This is a genomic window from Arthrobacter sp. NPDC057013 (assembly GCF_042674585.1).
Classification (GTDB): Bacteria; Actinomycetota; Actinomycetes; order Actinomycetales; family Micrococcaceae; genus Arthrobacter.
The window spans coordinates 69,715-91,703 of the sequence record NZ_JBHUSE010000016.1; the positions used below are offsets into that span (position 1 = coordinate 69,715).

Annotated in this window: 16 protein-coding genes; 8 read left to right on the top strand and 8 right to left on the bottom strand. The window is 62.7% G+C overall.

The window, feature by feature from the left end:
* The first annotated feature begins 168 nt into the window (after positions 1–168).
* On the top strand, positions 169–1,125 hold the full coding sequence (gene trxB, locus ACFTSA_RS18050; RefSeq protein WP_377953008.1) for a thioredoxin-disulfide reductase: 957 nt from the start codon (positions 169–171) through the stop codon (positions 1,123–1,125).
* Between the two features lie 38 nt (positions 1,126–1,163).
* Positions 1,164–1,490, top strand: a complete 327-nt coding sequence (gene trxA / locus ACFTSA_RS18055; RefSeq protein ID WP_003800194.1) for a thioredoxin — start codon at positions 1,164–1,166, stop codon at positions 1,488–1,490.
* A gap of 6,018 nt (positions 1,491–7,508) precedes the next feature.
* Here the strand turns inward: trxA and ACFTSA_RS18060 are convergent.
* The 8 genes from ACFTSA_RS18060 to rpmH all read right to left on the bottom strand — a co-directional run bounded on the left by ACFTSA_RS18060 (position 7,509) and on the right by rpmH (position 13,256).
* Positions 7,509–8,828 (bottom strand): ParB/RepB/Spo0J family partition protein, encoded by a 1,320-nt coding sequence (locus ACFTSA_RS18060; protein ID WP_377953009.1) that lies wholly within the window; start codon positions 8,826–8,828, stop codon positions 7,509–7,511.
* Between the two features lie 67 nt (positions 8,829–8,895).
* Positions 8,896–9,948, bottom strand: coding sequence for a ParA family protein (locus tag ACFTSA_RS18065; protein WP_377953011.1), 1,053 nt, complete (start codon positions 9,946–9,948; stop codon positions 8,896–8,898).
* An 86-nt stretch (positions 9,949–10,034) separates the two neighbouring features.
* Entirely contained in the window at positions 10,035–10,685 is a 651-nt protein-coding gene (gene rsmG, locus ACFTSA_RS18070) for a 16S rRNA (guanine(527)-N(7))-methyltransferase RsmG (protein WP_377953013.1), read from the bottom strand.
* Positions 10,686–10,704: 19 nt separating this feature from the next.
* Positions 10,705–11,268: a protein jag gene (locus tag ACFTSA_RS18075; RefSeq protein WP_377953014.1), complete on the bottom strand. Its 564-nt coding sequence runs from the start codon at positions 11,266–11,268 to the stop codon at positions 10,705–10,707.
* On the bottom strand, positions 11,268–12,248 hold the full coding sequence (yidC, locus tag ACFTSA_RS18080; RefSeq protein ID WP_377953016.1) for a membrane protein insertase YidC: 981 nt from the start codon (positions 12,246–12,248) through the stop codon (positions 11,268–11,270). The genes ACFTSA_RS18075 and yidC overlap by 1 nt, the downstream gene beginning before the upstream one ends.
* 16 nt (positions 12,249–12,264) lie before the next feature.
* A complete protein-coding gene (gene yidD / locus ACFTSA_RS18085; RefSeq protein WP_377953017.1) occupies positions 12,265–12,660 on the bottom strand; it encodes a membrane protein insertion efficiency factor YidD in 396 nt (131 codons plus the stop codon).
* Entirely contained in the window at positions 12,653–13,078 is a 426-nt protein-coding gene (gene rnpA, locus ACFTSA_RS18090) for a ribonuclease P protein component (RefSeq protein ID WP_377953018.1), read from the bottom strand. The genes yidD and rnpA overlap by 8 nt, the downstream gene beginning before the upstream one ends.
* Positions 13,079–13,118: 40 nt before the next feature.
* A complete protein-coding gene (gene rpmH, locus ACFTSA_RS18095) occupies positions 13,119–13,256 on the bottom strand; it encodes a 50S ribosomal protein L34 (protein WP_003800212.1) in 138 nt (45 codons plus the stop codon).
* Positions 13,257–13,728: 472 nt separating this feature from the next.
* On the opposite strand from rpmH, the gene dnaA reads away from it, so the two are divergent.
* The 6 genes from dnaA (at position 13,729) to gyrB (ending at position 21,936) form a co-directional block, all read left to right on the top strand.
* Positions 13,729–15,150, top strand: coding sequence for a chromosomal replication initiator protein DnaA (gene dnaA / locus ACFTSA_RS18100; RefSeq protein WP_377953019.1), 1,422 nt, complete (start codon positions 13,729–13,731; stop codon positions 15,148–15,150).
* Positions 15,151–15,686: 536 nt separating this feature from the next.
* Positions 15,687–16,811, top strand: a complete 1,125-nt coding sequence (dnaN, locus tag ACFTSA_RS18105) for a DNA polymerase III subunit beta (RefSeq protein ID WP_377953021.1) — start codon at positions 15,687–15,689, stop codon at positions 16,809–16,811.
* Positions 16,812–16,818: 7 nt separating this feature from the next.
* Entirely contained in the window at positions 16,819–17,739 is a 921-nt protein-coding gene (gene gnd / locus ACFTSA_RS18110; RefSeq protein ID WP_377953054.1) for a phosphogluconate dehydrogenase (NAD(+)-dependent, decarboxylating), read from the top strand.
* On the top strand, positions 17,739–18,941 hold the full coding sequence (gene recF, locus ACFTSA_RS18115; protein ID WP_377953022.1) for a DNA replication/repair protein RecF: 1,203 nt from the start codon (positions 17,739–17,741) through the stop codon (positions 18,939–18,941). Before gnd ends, recF begins: the two co-directional genes overlap by 1 nt.
* Entirely contained in the window at positions 18,928–19,485 is a 558-nt protein-coding gene (locus ACFTSA_RS18120) for a DUF721 domain-containing protein (protein WP_377953023.1), read from the top strand. The genes recF and ACFTSA_RS18120 overlap by 14 nt, the downstream gene beginning before the upstream one ends.
* A 360-nt stretch (positions 19,486–19,845) precedes the next feature.
* Positions 19,846–21,936 carry a DNA topoisomerase (ATP-hydrolyzing) subunit B gene (gyrB, locus tag ACFTSA_RS18125; protein WP_377953024.1) on the top strand — a complete coding sequence of 697 codons (2,091 nt, stop codon included), beginning with the start codon at positions 19,846–19,848 and terminating at the stop codon, positions 21,934–21,936.
* The last annotated feature ends 53 nt before the right edge of the window (positions 21,937–21,989 follow it).

Sequence of the window (21,989 nt, forward strand, 5' to 3'; positions counted from 1 at the left end):
GTCGGAGACGGTACCCTTGTGGAAAGTCCCGTGGCGGTGTGTCCGTGCAGGCACGGGCGTTCTCGCCTGCCTCCAAGTACGTTTGGAATATTCCACACTGCCAATCAGTTGTGCCCTGTGGCTGGCCGGAAGGCTGGCGCATCGACAAAGGAAGAGGTTCACCGTTCAGTGAGCACCGCAGAAAACAGCACGTCAGAAGTACGTGATGTCATCATCGTCGGCTCCGGCCCCGCAGGCTATACAGCCGCCGTGTACACGGCCCGCGCCAATTTGAAGCCGCTGCTGCTGGCTGGCTCCGTTACCGCGGGCGGTGAGCTCATGAACACCACCGACGTCGAAAACTACCCGGGCTTTCCCGAGGGCATCATGGGGCCGGACCTCATGGAGAACTTCGAAAAGCAGGCTGCCCGCTTCGGCACCGAAATCCAGTTCGAGGACGTCACCTCCCTGGACCTCGACGGCGACATCAAGACTGTCACCATCGCAACGGGGGAGACCTTCCGCGCCCGCGCCATCATTCTGTCCACCGGATCGGCATACCGCGAGCTCGGCTTGGCCAACGAAAAGCGGCTCTCCGGCCACGGTGTTAGCTGGTGCGCAACCTGCGATGGTTTCTTCTTCAAGGACCAGGACATCGCAGTGATCGGCGGCGGCGACTCGGCCATGGAGGAAGCACTCTTCCTCACCAAGTTCGCAAAGTCCGTCACCGTGGTGCACCGCCGCGACACGCTGAAGGCCTCCAAGATCATGGGCGACCGCGCGCAGGCCCACGAGAAGATCAACTTCATCTGGAACACCGCCGTCGAGGACGTCCTCGGTGAAGACAAGGTCACCGGGCTGAAGCTGAAGAACCTGATCGACGGCACCGAGTCCGGACTCGCCGTGACCGGCGTCTTCGTGGCGATCGGCAACGACCCGCGCACCGAGCTGATCAAGGACAGCCTCGAAATCACGGACGCCGGGACCATCGCCGTCGACGGCCGCAGCTCGCGCACCAGCGTCAGGGGCGTCTTCGCCGCCGGCGACGTCGTGGACCCGACCTACCGCCAGGCGATCACTGCTTCCGGCTCCGGCTGTGTCGCAGCGATCGACGTGGAGCACTACCTCGCAGACCTTCACGCCTGACCGGCGCGGAAAATCATTCGAAGAGAGAGACAAGGGTTATGAGCAACGCAAAAGACGTAACTGACGCAAGCTTCAGCACTGACGTACTCGCCGCTGACAAGCCGGTAATCGTTGACTTCTGGGCCGAATGGTGCGGTCCGTGCCGGAAGCTCGGTCCCATCCTGGATGAGATCTCGGTGGAGTACGGCGAGAAGGTCAACGTCGTCAAGGTGAATGTCGACGACAACCCGGCCATCGCAGCCGAGTACGGCATCACATCCATTCCCGCCGTGTACCTGTTCCAGGGCGGCGAGGTGAAGAGCACGGTCATCGGTGCCAAACCGAAGCAGTTCTTCGAGAAGGAATTCGCGGACGTTCTGTCCTAGCGGTAGCGGTCCTGCCAGGTCCATGCCCGCACGGTAACCGTGACAGGCCGGACGGTATCAGGCCCGCAGAGGTGGCCATCACTCCGAGGGGAGCGGTGGCCACCTTTTGTTTGTTTCCCCGAATGGGTGCGGCCCTACTTTGGGCCGTACTCGGCATCATTCCGGGGCTGCTGCCTGGGAGCGTCTGTCAGCCGCTCGAAATAGCCCGTCGTCGGTTTCATTCTTCGTGTTTTATCGTCCAGATCCCTTCGGTTCCTCTGACTGCCGCAGAATCGGTTTATGGCCGGGTGCACCCTGTAACTCCCGCGTCCCGTGCATAGTTGGCTTCAATTGCGCCCAGCAGCGTACGGTCCTGATCTGAAGTCCGTTCTCATGTGCTTTAACTTTTGTTTCGGGCCGCCGGAGGATAAGTCCGATGATGTTTCACGTGAAACGGGCGATCCGTTGATGGCCGAGGTCGGAAGGATCGCAGTGGTTCTCAACCTCGCACGGCTCCGACCTGCGCGCAATAGTTTTGTGGTGACCCCTGGCGCTGACACCCCGGAAGACCCGTGCTGCGCTTTGCCAGCGCGAAGCATTTGGGGTCGCCGGTATCTGGTCAGCGGGGGCCTGTCACGCAAGCGGTTGAAATCGCACACCGACCCGCAGCGCCGCTTGCACCGCTGACTGTACGCCCGTCACGTTGAGCATCACGTCCACGCCCCGTAGTTCTACTTACATCGGCGCGTATCGACCCTGTCTCATCAAGATCGAAGCCGTCAGTTCGCTCGGACTACACGATCGACGGGAACGGAACAGAAGACGACGAGGGTTTCACGTGAAACGTTGCGGTCCGACCGTGGTCACGGAACTTGCCGGCGCTGACTGCTTCCGTGCAGCGGGGAACCTGAGCCGCAACGGCCGCCGCTCCCTTTCGCAACCTTTGGGGGGGACCCGCGCCGAGCAGTCCCAGACAGCCCCAGCTGAATACATATATGCAACCGAGATTCAGAGCGTATTGAGAGCAAAGTAGTCGTCAGATGCCGGGGACCACAGAGCCAAGGAGCTCATGCAACGCGTCCGCAACTACACTACTAAGCACGAAGCACGACCTGCACGCTCACGGAGCGGGTTGCAGAACGGTCCCGGCAGAGACGTCTGGGCGCCGTGCAACCACGATCTGTGGTTTTGTACGAATCCGGGTCTCAAGCCGAATTCAATCTGACATTCCGGAGCATCAGTCGAAGACGCCGTTCTCACACGCGCGTGTCCGCCGGAAGCCGCGGAAAACTATCAGGTCGGCGGATCGGTTGGCCGCCTGCGCGCCACGAGGAGCATCCCCGCCACCGGTATCTTCAATGACCCCTAAATCAGCGCCTATGCCAGTCAGTTCCCGGCGCTCTATGGGTCCATCCATCCTCAGGGGAGCAGCGAAGGCAGTGAAGGCTAGGACTCCCGCCAACCGCGTTGCCATGGGGAACTTAGGTCGTCCCCAGTGCCCTCCGGAGTTTCGCGTGCCGCATCCCTCCGGGCGGTTGGTCCTCCTGGTCGGGAGCGCCAAAGTCATGGCGCCACGCTCTCTGTCGAGCGCTTCCGCGCCCCATACCGTGCGCCCGTCCATATCGAGCGGCGCCTTCACCTTTGGCAGCGACTTATCAGGCAAGCCGCCCCCCCTCCACCGGAAGTAGACCACGACTCGGTTTCACGTGAAACAGGGGGCCCACAGGGCTTCTATTGCCGCGCGTACCCTGGGCGTTTCACGTGAAACATCGCCGCCCATGCAGGGGCCGGGCCCTGGGACGCGGGATGCTATCCAGTCGGCGGGCCCTCCGTCCGAAGACGGATGACGGGGCTTGCATGATTTCTTGCAAATACGCACTTATTCGGTTTCGTCACTACCATATCCTCCCAACCACCGGTTCGCGTTGCCACGAATCGGGTGGGGGTCCCCACGATGCACGCTGAGGGTTCAGACCTGACACTTCGCAGTCCTATCACCGAGGATCCGCAACAGGTAGCCGCGACAAGTGAGCTCGGTATACACGTGGTTGAACTGCGGACTACAGCGTCCGGAATTATTGGCACGTAACTGGGCCGAGCTCGACGTTTCACGTGAAACCGGCCGGTAATGCAGGAAATGTATGACCCCCTCTACCTCGCAGAGAACACAATCCACATGCCAGGTGGGCAGATGGGTGGTCATAGTCGTCAAGGAACGGAGGAGGTCTGCAGCCAGCCGCGGAGTGGGCTCACCACTCCGACCGTGCCGACCGGGCCACGAACAACGCCTGAGTCCACCCCTTTTACAGCGCCGTTCTGGAGGCTCGCTCGTTCCTGGGCCGAAGCGCGACGTCGCGCCCACCGCAACGACAGCTCAGACCCCGATGCGATCGCACGTAATCCTCCGCATGCGCAGGGCCGTCCCGTGCCTTGAACCAGGCCGCCTGGGACCACTCTGCAAGGATCGACTTCTGCACGCGCTGGACACACTTAGGCAGGGATTTTGCCAGCAGACTGTTGGCCCCGCATGCCATCGTCCTGCCGGCAAAGCCACTGTCCGAAAGGACGATCCTCCTCGAGTCCTACTCGCCTGCAACCCCGGGAGACGTAGGGGACCTGCCGGTCTTCACAGAGGTTGAAGTCTAACGACCCACCGCTCTCCTAGTCTTCACCACGCCGGGGGAGCGCAGCCCTCAGGACCCCCCGGCCAACTCACCAATATCACCCAATCCGCAAGCCCTGGACAGTAGAAACCCCTGGACAGTAGCAACCATACCGAGAGCCCAAGCCAGACTTAGGCGCGACACCAAAGCCGTAGCACCGGTCCATATGGCCATGTGAAACGTCCGCACACCGATGAGCCTGCGTGACATGGACGTGGCAGTCACGGACGAACTGTGCCCACGCGCGGCCGCCATCGGCGGAGCGCACGTCCAAACCTAGGCCAGGTGCCGGACCATTTACTTGGCCGTCCCCTATCCACATCCGTGCTCAGCTATAAGCTCCGGAGGGTCTAGCGAGCTTCCTGGGGCCTACCTCGGCGGCAGAAGAGAGCCGAGCACACTCCTAGTTGGTGCATCCAGCAGCCGGCCCCCGTCCACGGGCGCACCATGGATCGAGATTCACACGTGCAGATGTCCCCTGGAAAACTGAGAATGATGACCGGAGTCATCGGGACAGACCGCATGATGTCCGGTAATCGGCAAGTTTGCGGCACATCATGTACCGATGTATCGAGTCTCACCATGACATTATTCACAGTCTTATCCACAGCGAAATCCACATGCTTATCCACAGCACAAGCCTGGATCCTGTGGATTGAATCGTGCTCTCAGCGACCAGAATCACAGTCAGCAAAGCCTCGGGTACCCAGGGCGTCAAGTTGCGCAGCTACACGTCAGGCGCCCGCCGCCGTTGCGCGGCTGGAACTAGTACGGTGCAATTGGCTTCTAAGCCACCAATTTTGATTGATCAAGGTCGTTCACAACGTGCATGTAGCGGCCAGACACGCACAAGCGCAGGCGGGCATGGCGCGTTTCACGTGAAACACGTTCGGCAGCCGAGGAAGAGGTCACGGGTCGGGACGCCATAGGGTTCGCCGGACACGGCCGGCGCGGTCCGCGCGCTTCGTCATATCCCCAACTTTACCCACAGGTTTATCCACAGCCTTATCCACCGGGTTATCACCACCGAAGTGTGTCCATATGTCCATTGGTAAATCATGAGCGCGCATTCGGCCGCCGGGGCTTACTGAGGCGCTAAGGGAACGCCGCCAGATGCTTGACCGGCGGCATGGACACTCGAAGAACTCCGGGAGGCCGCCGGATGACTGTTCGTGGCAGCAGTCCTTAGTATGAGCAGCAGGAGCGATCATCAGTATCCGAGAGTGGCCAGCCACGGCTTATGTCGGCCTGGGCCAACTGGGATGAACGGGGGCGGGCCCCTCCTCCGGCGGCTCGGAGCAAATGCGATGCGGGCATTCGGGGTAGGCGAAGCTCCTGTGGCAGCGTCTGCGTTTGGGGCGCGGAATTCCCTGCGGAACTCCAGAAGCTCAATGAGCAGGATTCAGAGGTGGCCTGAGGTGTTCTTTAGGCACAGGCGCCTCAACGTTCCTCTTCCGCCTGGGGGGAGGGGAGACCAACGAGATGGGGACCATGAGGGGCCCACGCCGCGTGAGGTTGAGACGACGCACTCCAAAGCTGCCTTGGTCCGGCTGCAACTCTCAGCGTGCCTGCGTCCCCTTACATCTCTACGTCGGGTGGCAAATGCACGGCCGCTGGAGTACGTTTCACGTGAAACTGTCCTCGGCCGAGATTGAACCGAGGGTGAGCATGGAGAGCACGCGGCCATTCTGCGCAGCGGCCCTAGGATATGGCCTTCGATCAGCCGCGTCTCCGAGTTGAACTGTAGACTGCCGATCCGTTCTTGCGGAGCCTTCATCTCCCTAGTATGCGCGCGGCTTTGGCGTACCGGCGGAGTAATCACACCACGGGCTCCCGGCGAACGAAATGGCGAACGGGCATGCACAGCCAAGCGGGCGCATGCCGACGGCCAAGGCAACACCGGCCTAGGCAGTGGTGGTAGCGTCCTCGCGCCGAACCTGTGGCGTCCGGTCTCGTGGGCTCGTTGCAGCTCCTTGAATTCTGCGTCCGTCGCCTCTCTCGCATGGCCGGCATTCCGGCCCATTTTCATTTACGTCCGCCCACGGCCGCCCATCCCGGAAACCCTCCGCCCTTGGAGACTCCTAGTTGTCTTGCCAGGCCGAAGCTAAGACCCTTCCGGCTCACGCGGTCTGTTTCACGTGAAGCCTGGGTGCCCGGGGTTTGCGAAGAAGACGGTCAACGGTCCGCACCGCGTTTCACGTGAAACGTGGCCACCACGCTACGGCCGCCGGCAACCCGTTTGGCACTTGGTGGATGAAGAACTGTCCTCGACTCACAGCCGATGGGCTAGTGCGGCTCTACATATGGGCAACGCGGGCCGACCAGGATCGAACGCGATTGACCACCGGTCTCAGACGATAGGGGGAGGCGTACGGAAGCGGAAAGTAGTCAGCTTCGTTCAACGCGACTCGATCGGTTCGCGGCTACGGAATGGGCGGGAATGCAGCTCTCTGCACCCCCCGAATCGGACCCTTGCGTGAAGCGAGACGTGGTCAGGAATTGCTAACGCCCCGTGTGATCGCCATTCCCTTCGCATGAGGACCGATTGAACCTTCGCATGAGGACCGATTGAACAGGTATGGGATTTCAGAGAAAGACAAAGCAGTGCAGAATGACCGATCCCTGCCTGGCGACTGTACCCTGCCCAGCACTTGCACTTGCACTTAGACTCCTGCCCGCACTGGCGACGATATCCACCTGGTTTCACGTGAAACACGGACCAGGGGGCAGCGGCAACTTCGGGCGGTCAGGGCAGACACCATGCTTGGCCATGTCCTAGAACTCCATTAGAAGCATCTGCGAGCGATCCGGAAGAGCCACAGCACGCCCCATTCAGCCATTCTTGAAGTCTGCACCGCCACCAAATAATTGGAGGTTCTGCAACCCCTTGCATCCCAAGAGGTCCGCACTACCGTCGTTAGCCCTCTGGAGGAGCTTATGCATCGATGGGACAGGACAATCCCAGCGCCGTGCAGTCACAGCACGTAGGGCGCACGCTGCCCACCACACCACCCGTCCAGACGTAACCTGCCGAGAAGCTGCACAGACCCACTTGGAAGCGCTCTGGCACAGCCTCAGGCAACACAGGGCACGACTGTAATCAGCAGCAACGGCGGATACGACACATACGTTCGGCTGCGCACCGTATCCACTCTTAGGCCCTGAGTCCCAAGGTTCTTCGAGAGGCAAATTGCCCAGGTTTACTCCGCGACCACGTGATGCATCCACGTGAAACCGATCAGCAGCGCTGCCGATCCGTCCAGGGGCCGGCCGGTGTGAACAGCCCAATGTGGGAGATCCGCCGTCGAAACGGTCCGCGAGTGCAAACAGAACAGGGCCCGTTCACCTGAACGGGCCCTGTTCTTCCATCGAGAATCTAGTTGTCGCTGCCTGGTGCGAGGACGTCCATAATGCGGTTGAGGTCTTCAACGCTCGCGAACTCGATGCTCACACGGCCCTTGCGCGCGCCGAGCGAGATCTTCACGTTGGTATCGAGTCGGTCCGACAGCGAGGAGGCCAGGTAATCCAACCGCTCGTGGCGCGCGCCCGGGCGGGGAATGTTGTTCTTGGCCGGCGTTGTCGGTTCACGGTGCAGCGTCACCGCTTCCTCAGTGGCACGGACGGACATTCCCTCGGCCACAATCTTCTGTGCCAAGCGCTCCATGGACGCTGCATCGGGAAGGGAGAGGAGAGCCCGGGCGTGACCCGCCGAGAGCACATTGGCGGCAACGCGACGCTGCACCAGGGGCGGGAGCTTCAAGAGCCGCAGGGTGTTGGACACCTGAGGGCGCGAGCGTCCAATACGGTCAGCCAGCTGCTCGTGCGTTGTGCCGAAGTCTTCCAGCAGCTGCTGATACGCGGCTGCCTCTTCGAGCGGATTAAGCTGGCTGCGGTGCAGGTTCTCCAGGAGAGCGTCGCGGAGCAGGTCGTCATCCGTCGTATCGCGGACAATCGCAGGGATCGTGGCCAGGCCGGCGGCCTGCACGGCCCGCCACCGGCGTTCACCCATCACCAGCTCGTACGGTTCTCCACCTGTTTCGGTTGAAGTCCGCACCACAATTGGCTGGAGGACACCTATTTCGCGAACGGAGTGAACAAGCTCCGCCATATCGTCCTCATCAAACACGGTACGGGGCTGTTTGCGGTTGGGGTGGATATCCGTGACCGGGATTTCCGCAAAACGGACACCCGGCACCTCGACGAGTTCGACGTCGTTGTCCCGGACAGCGGCGGAGTCAGCCTTACGCGAGTCACCGGCAGTCTTCGGTGCATCAACGTCGCCAGACTCAACCGCTGCGGATGCACCCACACCAACAGTCTCCGACTTCGTAGCGGTCCCCGCCACACCAGCGGACTTGGCCGCACCGGCAGACTTTGCTGCGCCGCCATCCTTGGCGGCAGTCTTCGCCGCGGGCGTGGCCGTGGAGGGCTTTGCCGAATCCGAAGCGTCCTTTGTATCCGCTTCAACCGCTGCCGAACCCTCAGTCTTCCGGCCGGACCGGCTTGACGCTGCTTCGTTGGGGACAGACATGTCGGTCTCTACAGCAGGAACGGGTTCAGCCGTCTTCCGCGCCTCCGGGAAGAAGAGATCCACAGGGCGCGACGGAGCAGCTCCGTTACCCGAAGCGCCTGCGGAAGCGGAACTTGGAATGAGTGCGCCAAGACCGCGACCGAGCCCGCGTCGCTTATCGCTCATGGATGATTCCCTCCATCGGAAGAGCCCGGCTATGCCGGGCTCCGGCTGTTGCTGTGTTTGGAAAATTCTAACGCTCAGCGATTTCTGCTGCGGCTTCCAGGTAGGACAACGCGCCGCTGGAGGATGGATCGTAGGTCATCACTGTCTGCTGGTAACTCGGCGCCTCCGAGATCCGCACAGAGCGGGGAACGACGGCGTCAAGGACCTGGTCCGGGAAGTGCTGGCGGACTTCAGCGGCGACCTGGGCTGCCAGATTGGTCCGTCCGTCGTACATGGTCAGCAGGATGGTGGAGACTTCCAGATCCGCGTTCAGGTGCTTCTGGATCATCTCGATGTTCTTCAGCAGCTGGCTCAGGCCCTCGAGCGCGTAGTACTCGCACTGGATGGGGATGAGTACCTCGCTGGCCGCACAGAAGGCGTTGACCGTCAGCAGCCCAAGGCTCGGGGGGCAGTCAATGAAGATGTAATCCAGCCGCTGCTCGCCCTTCTTCTGCCGCGCTTTGGCATAGACGTCGATGGCACGGCGGAGGCGCTGCTCCCGGGCCACCAGGGAGACCAGCTCGATCTCGGCACCGGCCAGGTGGATGGTGGCCGGGGCGCAGATGAGGTTGCTGATGTCCGGGCACTGGGCCACTACATCCTCAAGCGCCACATCGTTGATCAGCACGTCGTAGATGCTGTCGACGTCGGCATGGTGCTCGATGCCCAGCGCCGTGGATGCATTCCCCTGCGGGTCGATGTCGATGACCAGGACGTTCAGGCCGGCCGCAGCGAGGGCCGCAGCGATGTTCACTGTGGTGGTGGTCTTACCCACCCCACCTTTTTGGTTTGAAACCGTGAAGATTCGTGTCTTCTCCGGCTTCGGCAGGTTACGGCCAAGGAGCCGCTCACGCCGCCGGTTCTCGTGCGCGAGCTCGCGGGCGATCGGGCTCGAGTCATCCAAGGTGTCCAGGACGTTGCCGCGGGCCGCGGTTTCACGTGAAACCTTGGCGGCGACCGTGCCTGCAACCGGATTAAATTGATTTGCCGTGGTAGCGACCGGTGATACACCAAAGGCACGCGCCGACCCCAGGGACACGAACGGGGGAATCCGCTGCGTGGAGGTTTCGCTACTGGTCACTGGGACACTCTCACTCTCGTTCGGCTTTTCACTGCCGTTCTCTAGCCTAACCGCTACACCCTATGGACCCGCGGCACCGTGCGGGGCTAGGCGCTCTTTTGGGTCTTCTTAACTACGATCCGCACCACCGTGGTGGGCTCCTCGAGCAGGTTTTGTCCTACTGTGACAACAGATGTCTCCACACCGCCAAGCTTGCGGATGGCCTTGGCCGCCTTCTCAATCTCCTCGGCAGCGCTGCGGCCCTTGATGGCCACGACTTCACCCTCGCCGCCGAGCAGCGGAATGGTCAGGCCGGCAAGGTTGCTCAGCGCGGACACAGCCCGGGCAGTCACGACGTCGGCCGTCACCATTCCGACAGCAAGTTCGGCACGCGTGCGCATGACGGTGACGTTGCTCAACCCGAGATCATCAACCACTTCCTGCAGCCAGATCACCCGGCGCTCCAGCGGTTCTATCAGGGTCAGTTCGAGGTCAGGACGGGCAATGGCCAGGCAAAGGCCCGGCAGGCCGGCGCCGCTTCCGACGTCGGCCACGTGGCTGCCCTGGGGTATCTCACTTTCTATCACCGCACAGTTCAGGACATGGCGTCCCCAGAGCCGTGGGATCTCCCGCGGACCAATGAGCCCACGCTCGGTCCCGGAGGTCGCCAGGTGTTCGACGTACCGCTCAGCGAGGCCAAAGCGGTCGCCGAAGATCTTTTCCGCCGCCTGGCGCTCGGCTGCAGTAATTTCAACCATCAGTAAGTCAGCCAACGGTTCAGTCGGCGGAAACGACGATGTGCCGGCCTGCACCCTCGCCCTCGGACTCGCTGACGAATCCAAGGTCGGCGACGGCGTCATGCACGATCTTCCGCTCGTAGGCGCTCATGGGCTCCAGCGCAACGGCCTCCCCGGTTTCCTTGACGGAGGCAACGGCGTCCTCTGCGATCTTCTGCAGGTGGCCCGCGCGTTCCTTGCGGTAGCCGTTGATGTCCAGCACCAGGCGTGAGCGGTTCTCCGTCGCGGACAGAACGGAGAGACGGGTCAGCTCCTGAAGGGCTTCCAGCACCTCGCCGTCGCGGCCCACGAGGCTCTCGAGTCCGGCGGACTCTTCCTCGGTCACGATCGAGATGTAGGTGCGCCCGTTGCGGACCTCAATGTCAATGTCGCCGTCGATGTCGGCAATGTCGAGCAGTTCCTCAAGGTAGTCGGCGGCGACGTCGCCCTCTTCTTCCAGGCGGCTTGCCGACGTGCCCTTGCCCGCGTTTGCGGTGCCGGCAACGGAGTCCTGGTCTTCGCTGGCTTCAGCGGAAAGGGCATGTTCAGAGCTCTCAACAGACATTACTTCTTCTTCCTGTTCTTACGTTGTGGCTGAGTGCGCTGCGTCCGGGCCTGCGCAACCGCAGCGGCGGCGGCTGCCTCCGCTTCGGCGTCGACCTTCTTACCGCCCAGGATGGGAAGGGCCGGAAGACCCTTGGCGGCACGGCGCTCAGCGAGGGCCTTGGCGGCCGGGGATCCCGGCGTCGGCATGCGGCGGATGACAAAGAACTGCTGGCCCATGGTCCACAGGTTGGTGGTCGTCCAGTAAATCAGGACACCGATGGGGAAGTTGATGCCGCCCACGCCGAAGACGATGGGCAGGATGTACAGCATCATCTTCTGCTGGCGCATGAACGGGCTGGCCATGGCCTCCTCGGACATGTTCTTGGCCATGATCTGCTTCTGCGTGATGAACTGCGAGGCCGTCATGGCAAGGATCATCACGATGGAGAGGATCCACACCGCCACGACGTTTCCGCCGGGAGGCGTGCCGTGAAGGAGGGTGGCGGAGAGCGGCGCGCCGAAGATGCTGGACTCGTCGAACTGCTTGACCTGCTCAGGGCTCATGGCGCCGATGCCCTGTCCGCCCGCCTTGGCGGAGCTGATGCCGGAGAGCACCTGGAACAGCGCAAAGAAGAACGGCATCTGGATGAGCATCGGGAGGCAGGCAGAGAACGGGTTGGTGCCGTGCTTCTTGTACAGGGCCATCTGCTCCTGCGCCATGGCCTGGCGGGAAAGCTGGTCGGTCTTGCCCTTGTACTTGTCCTGCATCTTCTTCAGGTCGGGCTGCAGCAACTGCATCCCGCGCTGGGCCTTGATCTGCTTGACGAACACAGGGATCAGGGCGGCACGGATCACCAGCACCAGCCCGATGATGGACAGCGTCCAGGTCCAGCCGTTCGCGGCCGGCAGGCCGATGAAGCTCAATCCGTCATGGAAGCCGACCATAATGACTGAGACCAGCCATTTGAACGGGGCCATGATTGTTCCAAAGAAGTCCATACGATTTCCCTATTCGTCAGGCCGCAGCGCGGCCTTCTTCATCAGTCTGAGCAGCCAGGTACTTGTCCGGGTTATTCAGCACAACAATTCTGGGGGTCTGGTTTTCAGGCCATTCCCGGTGGCCGGCGGGGACATGGTCCACGCCACCGGCGTTCCACGGGTGGCAGCGTGCCAGGCGCCTGGCCGCGAGCCAGCTGCCCTTGACAGCACCGTGGACGGTGACTGCTTCAAGCGCATAGGCCGAGCAGGAGGGAAAAAAGCGGCAAACCTGGCCGTACAAGGGCGAAACCACCTTGCGGTAGGCCAGAAGAAGAAGAATGAGGATATTGCGGGGCAGGTTCCAGATGAAGCTGCCCGTGGCCGCTGCTGCGGACTTGGGGGAACGGACGACGGCGGCAGTCGGGTCAAGCACGCTGTGTCCCTTCCTGTGTTGTTGCGTCCGGTGGCGTTCCAGCTGGCCGTTTTCCGGTCACCGCCGGAAGGCGGCCAGCCAGCCGCCTCATGGTGTTTTCCAAGGCGGCGTTGTAGTCCGCCAGGAGTTCATCCCAGCTGGCTGTTGCGGAGGCGGGCAAAGCACGCACCACAATAGCGAATCCGGTGCCGTACTCGCGCAACGAGACAGCGCCGGCTTCTCTAAGTCTCCTCTTAACGAGGTTCCTGGCAACAGCGTTCCCGACAGCTTTGGAAACGATGAACCCGATGCGGCTGGGCTCGTCGGCTCCTATAGTTGCCGTATATAACACTACGTTCCGGCGTCCATTGCGGACGCCGGAACGTACAGTTGTTGAAAAATCGGTTGAAGTCCTCAGGCGGTTCCGGGTGGCAAGCACCGCTAATCTCGCAGAAGGAAGAAGACCGACAAGTCAGTATTTAGGCCGACAGTTCGGTGCGGCCCTTGCCACGGCGGGCGGCCAGGATGGCGCGGCCGGCACGGGTGCGCATACGAAGGCGGAAGCCGTGCTTCTTGGCCCGACGGCGGTTATTCGGCTGAAAAGTCCGCTTGCTCACGTTAGTTACTCCAGTGGATCAAAGGTGCGCCCACCCGATCAGTAAAGGGGAAGAACTGGCCGACGCTAAGTTTTGTATGTGTCTGCTTCCCCCAGGTTTTTCCGAACACGGGAAGTGTCCGGAAGTCCAAAATGGGGTCAGAAAGCAGGCACAAAGGACTCCACAACGTTAGGGCAAAACGCCGCCGGGAGTCAAACCAGCTGGCCGTCCGGCGTGTTTCCCCAGCTGTGGCTAACGGGGCACTGAACCTGTGGATGAAGCGGCTCACAACTGCCGTTTTCGAACCACAACGGTGTAATTATCCACAAGGCACTTCCCAGCTATCTTCTAGGCTTTTCATCCCCTAGAGTGTCCCAGTAGCCGATTATCCACGGACTGTGCATAACCCTGTGGATTCAGCCGGGCCAGCATCCTGGTTCCGGGCTTGCGGCTGCATGTAATGCAGGCAGCAAGCTTTGAGGAACCAAATTTGATGACAGTAGACGAAGCCAACCACGCCAACACTGTCGGAAGTTCCTGGCGGCGCGTGGTGACTCTTCTCGAACAGGACGACCGCGTCTCGCCCCGGCAACGCGGCTTTGTCATCCTCGCGCAGGCGCAGGGCCTGATCGGTTCCACCCTCCTCGTCGCCGTGCCCAACGAACTGACCCGCGAAGTGCTCCAGACCCAGGTCAAGGACGCTCTCGACGACGCGCTCCGCAACGTCTTCTCGGATGACATCCGTTGCGCGATCGACGTCGACACCGATCTGGTGCCCATCCACGAAGAGCCGGAACCCGCCGTCGAGCTTTCCCTCGTAAACGATCCCTCCATCGAGCAGAAGCCGCAGCCCATGCTGCCGAGCACTTCACACGAATTCGGGCGGCTAAATCCCAAGTACGTCTTCGACACCTTCGTGATCGGATCCTCCAACCGGTTTGCCCATGCCGCAGCCGTCGCCGTGGCCGAAGCCCCAGCCAAGGCCTACAACCCGCTATTCATCTACGGCGACTCGGGTCTGGGCAAGACGCACCTGCTGCACGCCATCGGCCATTACGCCCGGCGCCTGTACAGCGGCATCCGCGTCCGGTACGTCAACTCCGAGGAATTCACCAACGATTTCATCAACTCGATCCGGGACGACGAGGGCGCCAGCTTCAAGACGACCTACCGCAACGTCGACGTCCTGCTGATTGATGACATCCAGTTTCTTGCCGGCAAGGACCGGACGCTGGAGGAGTTCTTCCACACGTTCAACTCGCTGCACAACAACAACAAGCAGGTAGTCATCACCTCGGACCAGCCGCCCAAGCTGCTGGCAGGGTTCGAGGACCGGATGAAATCCCGCTTCGAGTGGGGCCTGCTCACGGACATCCAGCCGCCCGAACTCGAAACCCGTATCGCCATCCTCCGGAAGAAGGCCCTGAGCGAAGGCCTGTCCGCCCCGGATGACGCGCTGGAGTACATCGCATCGAAGATCGCCAGCAACATCCGCGAACTCGAAGGCGCCCTTATCCGCGTCACGGCTTTCGCCAGCCTCAACCGCCAACCGGTGGACGTGGCCCTGGCGGAGATGGTGCTCAAGGACCTCATCACCGACGACGGCGCCCAGGAAATCACCTCGGGCCAGATCCTGCAGCAGACTGCGGACTACTTCAAGCTCAGCATGGAGGAACTCTGCAGCAAGTCCCGGACCCGGACGCTGGTGACGGCACGGCAGATCGCCATGTACCTGTGCCGCGAGCTGACCGACATGTCGCTTCCCAAGATCGGCCAGGAGCTCGGCGGCCGCGACCACACCACCGTGATCCACGCCGACCGCAAGATCCGTGAACTCATGGCCGAGCGCCGTGTGATTTACAACCAGGTTACGGAGCTCACCAACCGGATCAAGCAGCAGCAGCGCGACTCCTGATCCAAGGTACTTAACCTTATTAACAGGTGCATGTGGATAAGCCTGTGGACAGTTAAGGGGACAACCGCGGTTAATGGGCTTAAAACCCTTAAGGCGTCTGTGGATCACCGAAACCGGCAAAAATCTTGTCCCCATCCACAGCCTGTTTAAAACCTGCCGAACCCACAGTCCATGAACAGGGCTTAACCGCGGATCCGCGCCGGGAAACCGGGTTATCCACAGTTTCCACAGCAGTTATTAACACTACTAATCCCAAAAAATTGAAATCCCTCAAACAACAATCTCGTTCCCGGACCTTCACCGCACCGACCGATGGCCCGGCCACAGGCCGCCGGCCAAGCCGGCATCAAGAGCCGGGGATGGGGAATGCCTGTAGTTCCGGCTAAGCTGTCTGCAGCGCTCCCATCCCTGGGTCTGTTTGCGGTCGGCCATGCGCGGACCATGCAGGTTCCGGGACTTGGGGGCAACGGTCTTGTGGGCTCTTACCGAGTTCCCGTTCAGAAAATGGCAGCAGCAATGAAAGGCGGCACCCTTCCGTGAAGTTCAGAGTCGAACGGGACGTCCTGGCAGAAGCCGTCACATGGACAGCCCGGTCGTTGTCTCCGCGGCCGCCCGTACCCGTGCTTTCCGGCCTCCTTCTCAAGGCCGAATCCGGGACCGTCAGCCTGTCCAGCTTCGATTACGAGACCTCCGCACGGCTTGAAATTCCTGCCGACATCAGGGACGAAGGCACCATCCTGGTCTCCGGCCGGCTCCTGGCTGACATCTGCCGCAGCCTGCCTTCGGCACCGGTGGACATCGAAACCGACGGCAACAAGGTGACGCTCACCTGCCGCCGAAGCAGCTTCCACCTGGCCACCATGCCCGAGGCTGAATACCCGCCGCTGCCTGCACTGCCCACGATCACCGGAACTGTTGCCGGCGACGCGTTCGCCCAGGCCGTCTCCCAGGTGATCATCGCCGCGAGCAAGGACGACACCCTTCCCATCCTCACCGGCGTGCGCATGGAGATCGAGGACGATCTCATCACCCTCCTGGCGACGGACCGTTACCGCCTCGCCATGCGGGAAGTTCCCTGGAAGCCCATCACTCCGGGCATCTCGACCAGTGCCCTTGTCAAGGCCAAGACACTCAACGAGGTTGCCAAGACTCTGGGCGGCAGCGGTGACATCAACCTCGCCATCGCCGACGACGACAGCCGGCTCATCGGCTTCGAAAGCGGCGGCCGCACCACCACCTCGCTGCTGGTCGACGGCGACTACCCCAAGATCCGTTCGCTGTTCCCGGACTCCACCCCAATCCACGCCACCGTGCAGACCCAGGAGCTGGTGGAGGCTGTCCGCCGTGTCTCGCTGGTGGCGGAACGCAACACCCCGGTCCGGCTCGCGTTCACCCAGGGCCAACTGCACCTCGACGCCGGCACCGGCGAGGACGCCCAGGCCTCCGAAGAGCTCGAAGCACAGCTGTCCGGCGATGACATCACGGTTGCCTTCAACCCGCACTACTTGGTTGAGGGCCTCAGCGTGATTGAAACCAAGTTCGTGCGCTTTTCCTTCACCACGGCACCCAAGCCCGCCATGATTACCGCGCAGAACGACGTCGACGGCGAGGACCAGGACGACTACCGCTACCTCGTGATGCCGGTGCGCCTGCCTAACTAGGCCCATCCTGCCCCAACCATCCGCGCAGAAAAGAGTTCACACGGTGCATATCGGACTGATCGGCCTTGGAAAAATGGGCTTCAACATGCGCGAACGGCTGCGCAAAGGCGGGATCGAGGTCACCGGCTTCGACCGCAACCCCGAGGTCACCGATGTCGCATCTACGGACGAGCTCATTGCCGCGCTTCCCGCGCCGCGCCTCATCTGGGTCATGGTCCCAGCCGGTGAAATCACCGACGCCGTCATCACCGAGCTCGGGGCCAAACTGCAGCCCGGCGACATGGTGATCGACGGCGGCAATTCCCGGTTCACGGAGGACCAGAAGCATGGCGCCGTGCTGGCTGAAAAGGGCATCCGCTTCGCTGACTGCGGTGTCTCCGGCGGAGTCTGGGGCCTGCAGAACGGCTACGGGCTCATGGCCGGCGGCGACGCCGAGGACATCGAACGCGCCCTGCCGGTCTTCGACGCGCTCCGTCCTGAAGGCGACCGCGCGGACAGCTTCGTCCATGTGGGCGGCGTCGGCGCTGGCCACTACGCCAAGATGGTGCACAACGGCATCGAGTATGGCCTGATGCAGGCCTACGCCGAAGGTTACGAACTCCTTGCCGCCAAGGAAATCGTCACCGACCTGCCCGGTACTTTCCGCGCCTGGCAAAAGGGAACCGTTGTCCGGTCCTGGCTGCTGGACCTCATGGTGAAAGCCCTGGACGAGGATCCCGGACTGGCGTCGATCGACGACTACGTCGAAGACTCCGGTGAAGGCCGCTGGACCGTGGAAGAGGCGATCGCCAACGCGGTGCCGGCCCCCGCGATCACCGCTGCACTGTTTGCCCGCTTCGCCTCCCGCGAGGACAACTCGCCGGCCATGAAGATGGTGTCCGCGCTGCGCCACCAGTTCGGCGGGCATGCCAGCCGGCCAGCCAAGTAGTGTATCTAGAACACCTGTCCCTGACGGATTTCCGCAGCTACGCCCAAGTGGATCTCCGGTTTGACCCGGGCGTCACGGTCCTGGTTGGCTCCAACGGAATCGGCAAGACCAACCTGATGGAGGCCATCGGCTACCTGGCCACCCTCAGTTCCCACCGGGTCAGTGCTGATGGTCCGCTGCTCCGGTTCGGAACCGACCGCGCCCTGATTCGGGCGAAGCTGGTCCGGGGTGAACAGTCCACCATCCTGGAGTTGGAGATCAACGGCGGCCGGGCCAACCGTGGGCGCATCAACCGCAGCAATCCGGTCCGTGCCCGCGACCTTCTGGGCATCTGCCACACCGTCCTGTTCGCTCCCGAGGACCTGGCGCTCGTGAAGGGCGACCCGTCGAACCGCCGCCGCTTCCTGGACGAGCTTCTGGTGAGCCTCATTCCCCGGCACGCCGCCACCCGCAGCGACTACGACCGTGTGCTGAAACAGCGCAACGCACTGCTGAAGTCGGCACGTTCCGGGAAGTTCACAACCGGCCACGAAGCCACCCTCGATGTGTGGGACCAGCACATGGCCCGCGCAGGGGCGGAACTGCTCCATGCCAGGCTGGAACTTGTCGAGCGCCTCCGGCCCCACCTCAACAATGCGTACGCCCAGCTCACCGACGGCTCCAAGGCTGCGGACGCGGTTTACCGGTCAACGCTGCAGAACATGATGGACGACGACGGCGAGCCCGCCGGCGCTTCGACGGCACCATCCGGGCCGGGTACCCAGGCCGAGGATCTTCGCCGGCTGACCGTGGATGAGCTCGCCGAGCGCTACATCCAGGCCTTCGCGGCGTCCCGCCGCAAGGAACTCGAAAGGGGCATCTCGCTGGTGGGGCCGCACCGGGACGAGCTGGAACTCGTACTGGGGCAGGCCCCCGCCAAGGGGTACGCCTCGCACGGTGAAACGTGGTCCATGTGCCTGTCCCTCCGGCTGGCGTCCTATTACGTCATGCTCGACGACGCCCGCACCGGAGGCTCGGCGCCGATCCTCATCCTGGACGACGTGTTCGCCGAACTCGATGTCCAGCGGCGGCGTAAACTGGCCGCAATAGTTGCCGGCGCCGAGCAGGTGCTGGTGACCGCCGCCGTCGACGCCGATATTCCGGACGAGCTTGCGGGCCGGCGGGTGAAGGTCATTCCGGGAGGAATCGATGAACAGGGATAAGGACGGCAGCCGGCAGCCTGGCCGGGATCCCGATGAAATCGATGCCGCCCAGGCGGCGCTGAACAGGATGCGTGAGGCAGCGGCCGCACGTGGCGAGGTCCGCCGGAAGGCGCCGCGGGCAGGTGCCAACCAAAAACCGCGCACCGCAGCCCAGAGTACGCGGGGCTTCAGCCAGTTCCACTCCACCGGCCGCGATCCCCTGGGGCTGGGAAAAGTCGTGGGCCGGCTGGTCGCCGAACGCGGCTGGACCTCCCCGGTGGCCGTGGGCTCGGTCATGGCCGAGTGGCCGGCGCTGGTGGGACCGGAAATCGCCGCCCACTGCACCCCGGAAAGCTTCACTGACACCACCCTCCATGTCCGGTGCGACTCGACTGCCTGGGCCACGCAGCTCCGGCTGCTCAGCATGAGCCTGCTGGAAAAGTTCCGCACCGAACTCGGAGATGGCGTGGTCACCAGCATCCAGGTGCTGGGGCCGGCGGCACCGAACTGGCGCAAGGGCGGACGCACCGTCAACGGACGCGGCCCCAGGGACACGTACGGATAGCGCCGACAGCTCAAACGGCGTGCAGGGCGCTCAAACCGCCGTCGGCCGTATAGGAGCCCAAAACGGGGACTGCTGGAGCCTTGCAGGCGGGGCCAATGGCCAGCGAGGGGCACATCGGGCCGCGTCGGCGCCCTGCCAATGCGGGGATCGACCATGTTTCACGATAGAATTCCTCTAGATAACTGGGCGCCGGTGAAACGTTGACTGAGTCCGTTTTCCCGCGCTTTTTCCGCGCGCGGGAACGGTTCCGCAGGCCAACCGAGCAGCTGGCGCTGGCAGTGACGTGCCTTTTGGCGGACGCCTTTTCCGGCGGACGGCTGAGGCCGGCCATCATCGAACATAGAGGAGTCGAAAGCGCCTGTGGCTAACGACAATGCAGATATCGAGGCAGTGGAGCCTGTAGCGGAGGATGCCCGGACGTCCGGCACACCGGCTGAGACTGCCACACCGCGGGAGTACGGCGCCAGCGACATCACCGTTCTTGAGGGCCTCGAGGCCGTGCGGAAGCGGCCCGGCATGTACATCGGTTCCACCGGTCTGCGCGGCCTGCACCACCTGGTGTATGAGGTGGTGGACAACTCCGTGGATGAGGCCCTCGCGGGGTACTGCACGCACATCGAAGTTGTTCTGCAGGCAGACGGCGGTGTCAAGGTATCCGACGACGGCCGCGGCATCCCGGTGGACATCCACCCCACAGAGGGCAAGCCCACGGTCGAGGTGGTCATGACCATCCTGCACGCCGGCGGCAAGTTCGGCGGCGGCGGCTACGCCGTGTCCGGTGGCCTCCACGGCGTGGGCATTTCCGTGGTCAACGCCCTCTCCACCCGCGTGAACACGGAAGTCCGCAGGCAGGGCCACGTCTGGCGCATGTCCTTCGCCGACGGGGGCAAGCCGCAGGGTGCCCTGGTCCAGGGCGAGCAGACGGCCGAGACCGGAACCACCCAGACCTTCTACCCGGATCCGAGCATTTTCGAATCCACCGAGTTCGACTTCGAGACGCTCCGCGCGCGTTTCCAGCAGATGGCCTTCCTCAACAAGGGGCTGAAAATCACCCTGACGGACGAGCGCCAAACGGCAGCCGGCACGGACGACGCCGGCGACCTGGACCTGGACGGCGTGCTGACCGAGGGCGAGGTCCTCGCCGAGCACCGCACGGTGGTCTACCAGTACAACGACGGCCTCCTCGACTACGTCAAGCACCTGAACTCCAGCAAGAAGGTGGATGTTGTCCACGAGGACGTCATCGCCTTCGAAACTGAGGACACCGAGCGGCATATCGCGGTCGAGATGGCGATGCAGTGGACCACGGCCTACTCCGAAAGCGTCCACACCTACGCCAACACCATCAACACCCACGAAGGCGGCACCCACGAAGAGGGCTTCCGCGCCGCGATGACGTCGCTCATCAACCGCTATGCGCGCGAGAAGACCATCATCAAGGAAAAGGACGAGAACCTTACCGGCGATGACATCCGTGAGGGCCTGACGGCCGTCATCTCCGTGAAGCTGTCCGAGCCGCAGTTCGAGGGCCAGACCAAAACCAAGCTCGGCAACTCCGAGGTCAAGGGCTTCGTGCAGCGGGTGGTCACCGACCAGCTCGGCGACTGGCTGGAGCGCAACCCCGGCCCCGCCAAGGACGTCATCCGCAAAGCCATTTCAGCTGCGCAGGCCCGCATGGCCGCGCGCAAGGCCCGTGACAATGCGCGCCGGAAGAGTCCGCTGGAGTCTTTCGGCATGCCGGGCAAGCTCTCCGACTGCTCCTCGAAGGACCCCTCCAAGTGCGAGGTCTACCTGGTGGAGGGTGACTCCGCAGGCGGTTCGGCCAAGCGCGGGCGCAACCCCGAAACGCAGGCCATCCTCCCGCTCCGCGGCAAGATCCTGAACGTCGAGCGGGCACGCCTGGACAAGGCTCTCGGCAACAACGAGGTCCAGTCCATGATCACCGCTTTCGGCACGGGCATTGGCGAGGACTTCGACCTCAGCAAGCTGCGCTACCACAAGATTGTGCTGATGGCCGATGCCGACGTCGACGGCCAGCACATCACCACGCTGCTGATGACGCTGCTCTTCCGCTACATGCGCCCCCTGATCGAGAACGGCTACGTCTACCTCGCGCAGCCGCCGCTGTACCGGATCAAGTGGTCCAACGCGCCGCACGACTACGTTTTCAGCGACCGTGAGCGCGACGCCGTCCTGGTCTCCGGCCAGGCGGCGGGCCGCCGCATTCCGAAGGAAAACGGCATCCAGCGCTACAAGGGCCTGGGCGAGATGGACTACACCGAACTCTGGGACACCACCATGGACCCGGACCGGCGCACGCTTCTGCAGGTGACCATGGAGGACGCAGCCGCCGCAGACCAGATCTTCGCCGTGCTGATGGGCGAGGACGTCGAGTCGCGCCGAAACTTCATCCAGCAGAACGCCAAGGACGTCAGGTTCCTCGATATCTAGCGGTTTGCGCCCTTGATATTCCAGAGCCGACATATACCTGAAACGGAAAATAC

Bases quoted from the DNA above. Each gene is read 5' to 3' on its own strand.
- trxA (WP_003800194.1), top strand. From the start codon at position 1,164: ATGAGCAACGCAAAAGACGTAACTGACGCAAGCTTCAGCACTGACGTA.
- ACFTSA_RS18060 (WP_377953009.1), bottom strand. From the start codon at position 8,828: ATGAGCGATAAGCGACGCGGGCTCGGTCGCGGTCTTGGCGCACTCATT.
- rsmG (WP_377953013.1), bottom strand. From the start codon at position 10,685: ATGGTTGAAATTACTGCAGCCGAGCGCCAGGCGGCGGAAAAGATCTTC.
- ACFTSA_RS18075 (WP_377953014.1), bottom strand. From the start codon at position 11,268: ATGTCTGTTGAGAGCTCTGAACATGCCCTTTCCGCTGAAGCCAGCGAA.
- yidC (WP_377953016.1), bottom strand. From the start codon at position 12,248: ATGGACTTCTTTGGAACAATCATGGCCCCGTTCAAATGGCTGGTCTCA.
- dnaA (WP_377953019.1), top strand. From the start codon at position 13,729: ATGACAGTAGACGAAGCCAACCACGCCAACACTGTCGGAAGTTCCTGG.
- ACFTSA_RS18120 (WP_377953023.1), top strand. From the start codon at position 18,928: ATGAACAGGGATAAGGACGGCAGCCGGCAGCCTGGCCGGGATCCCGAT.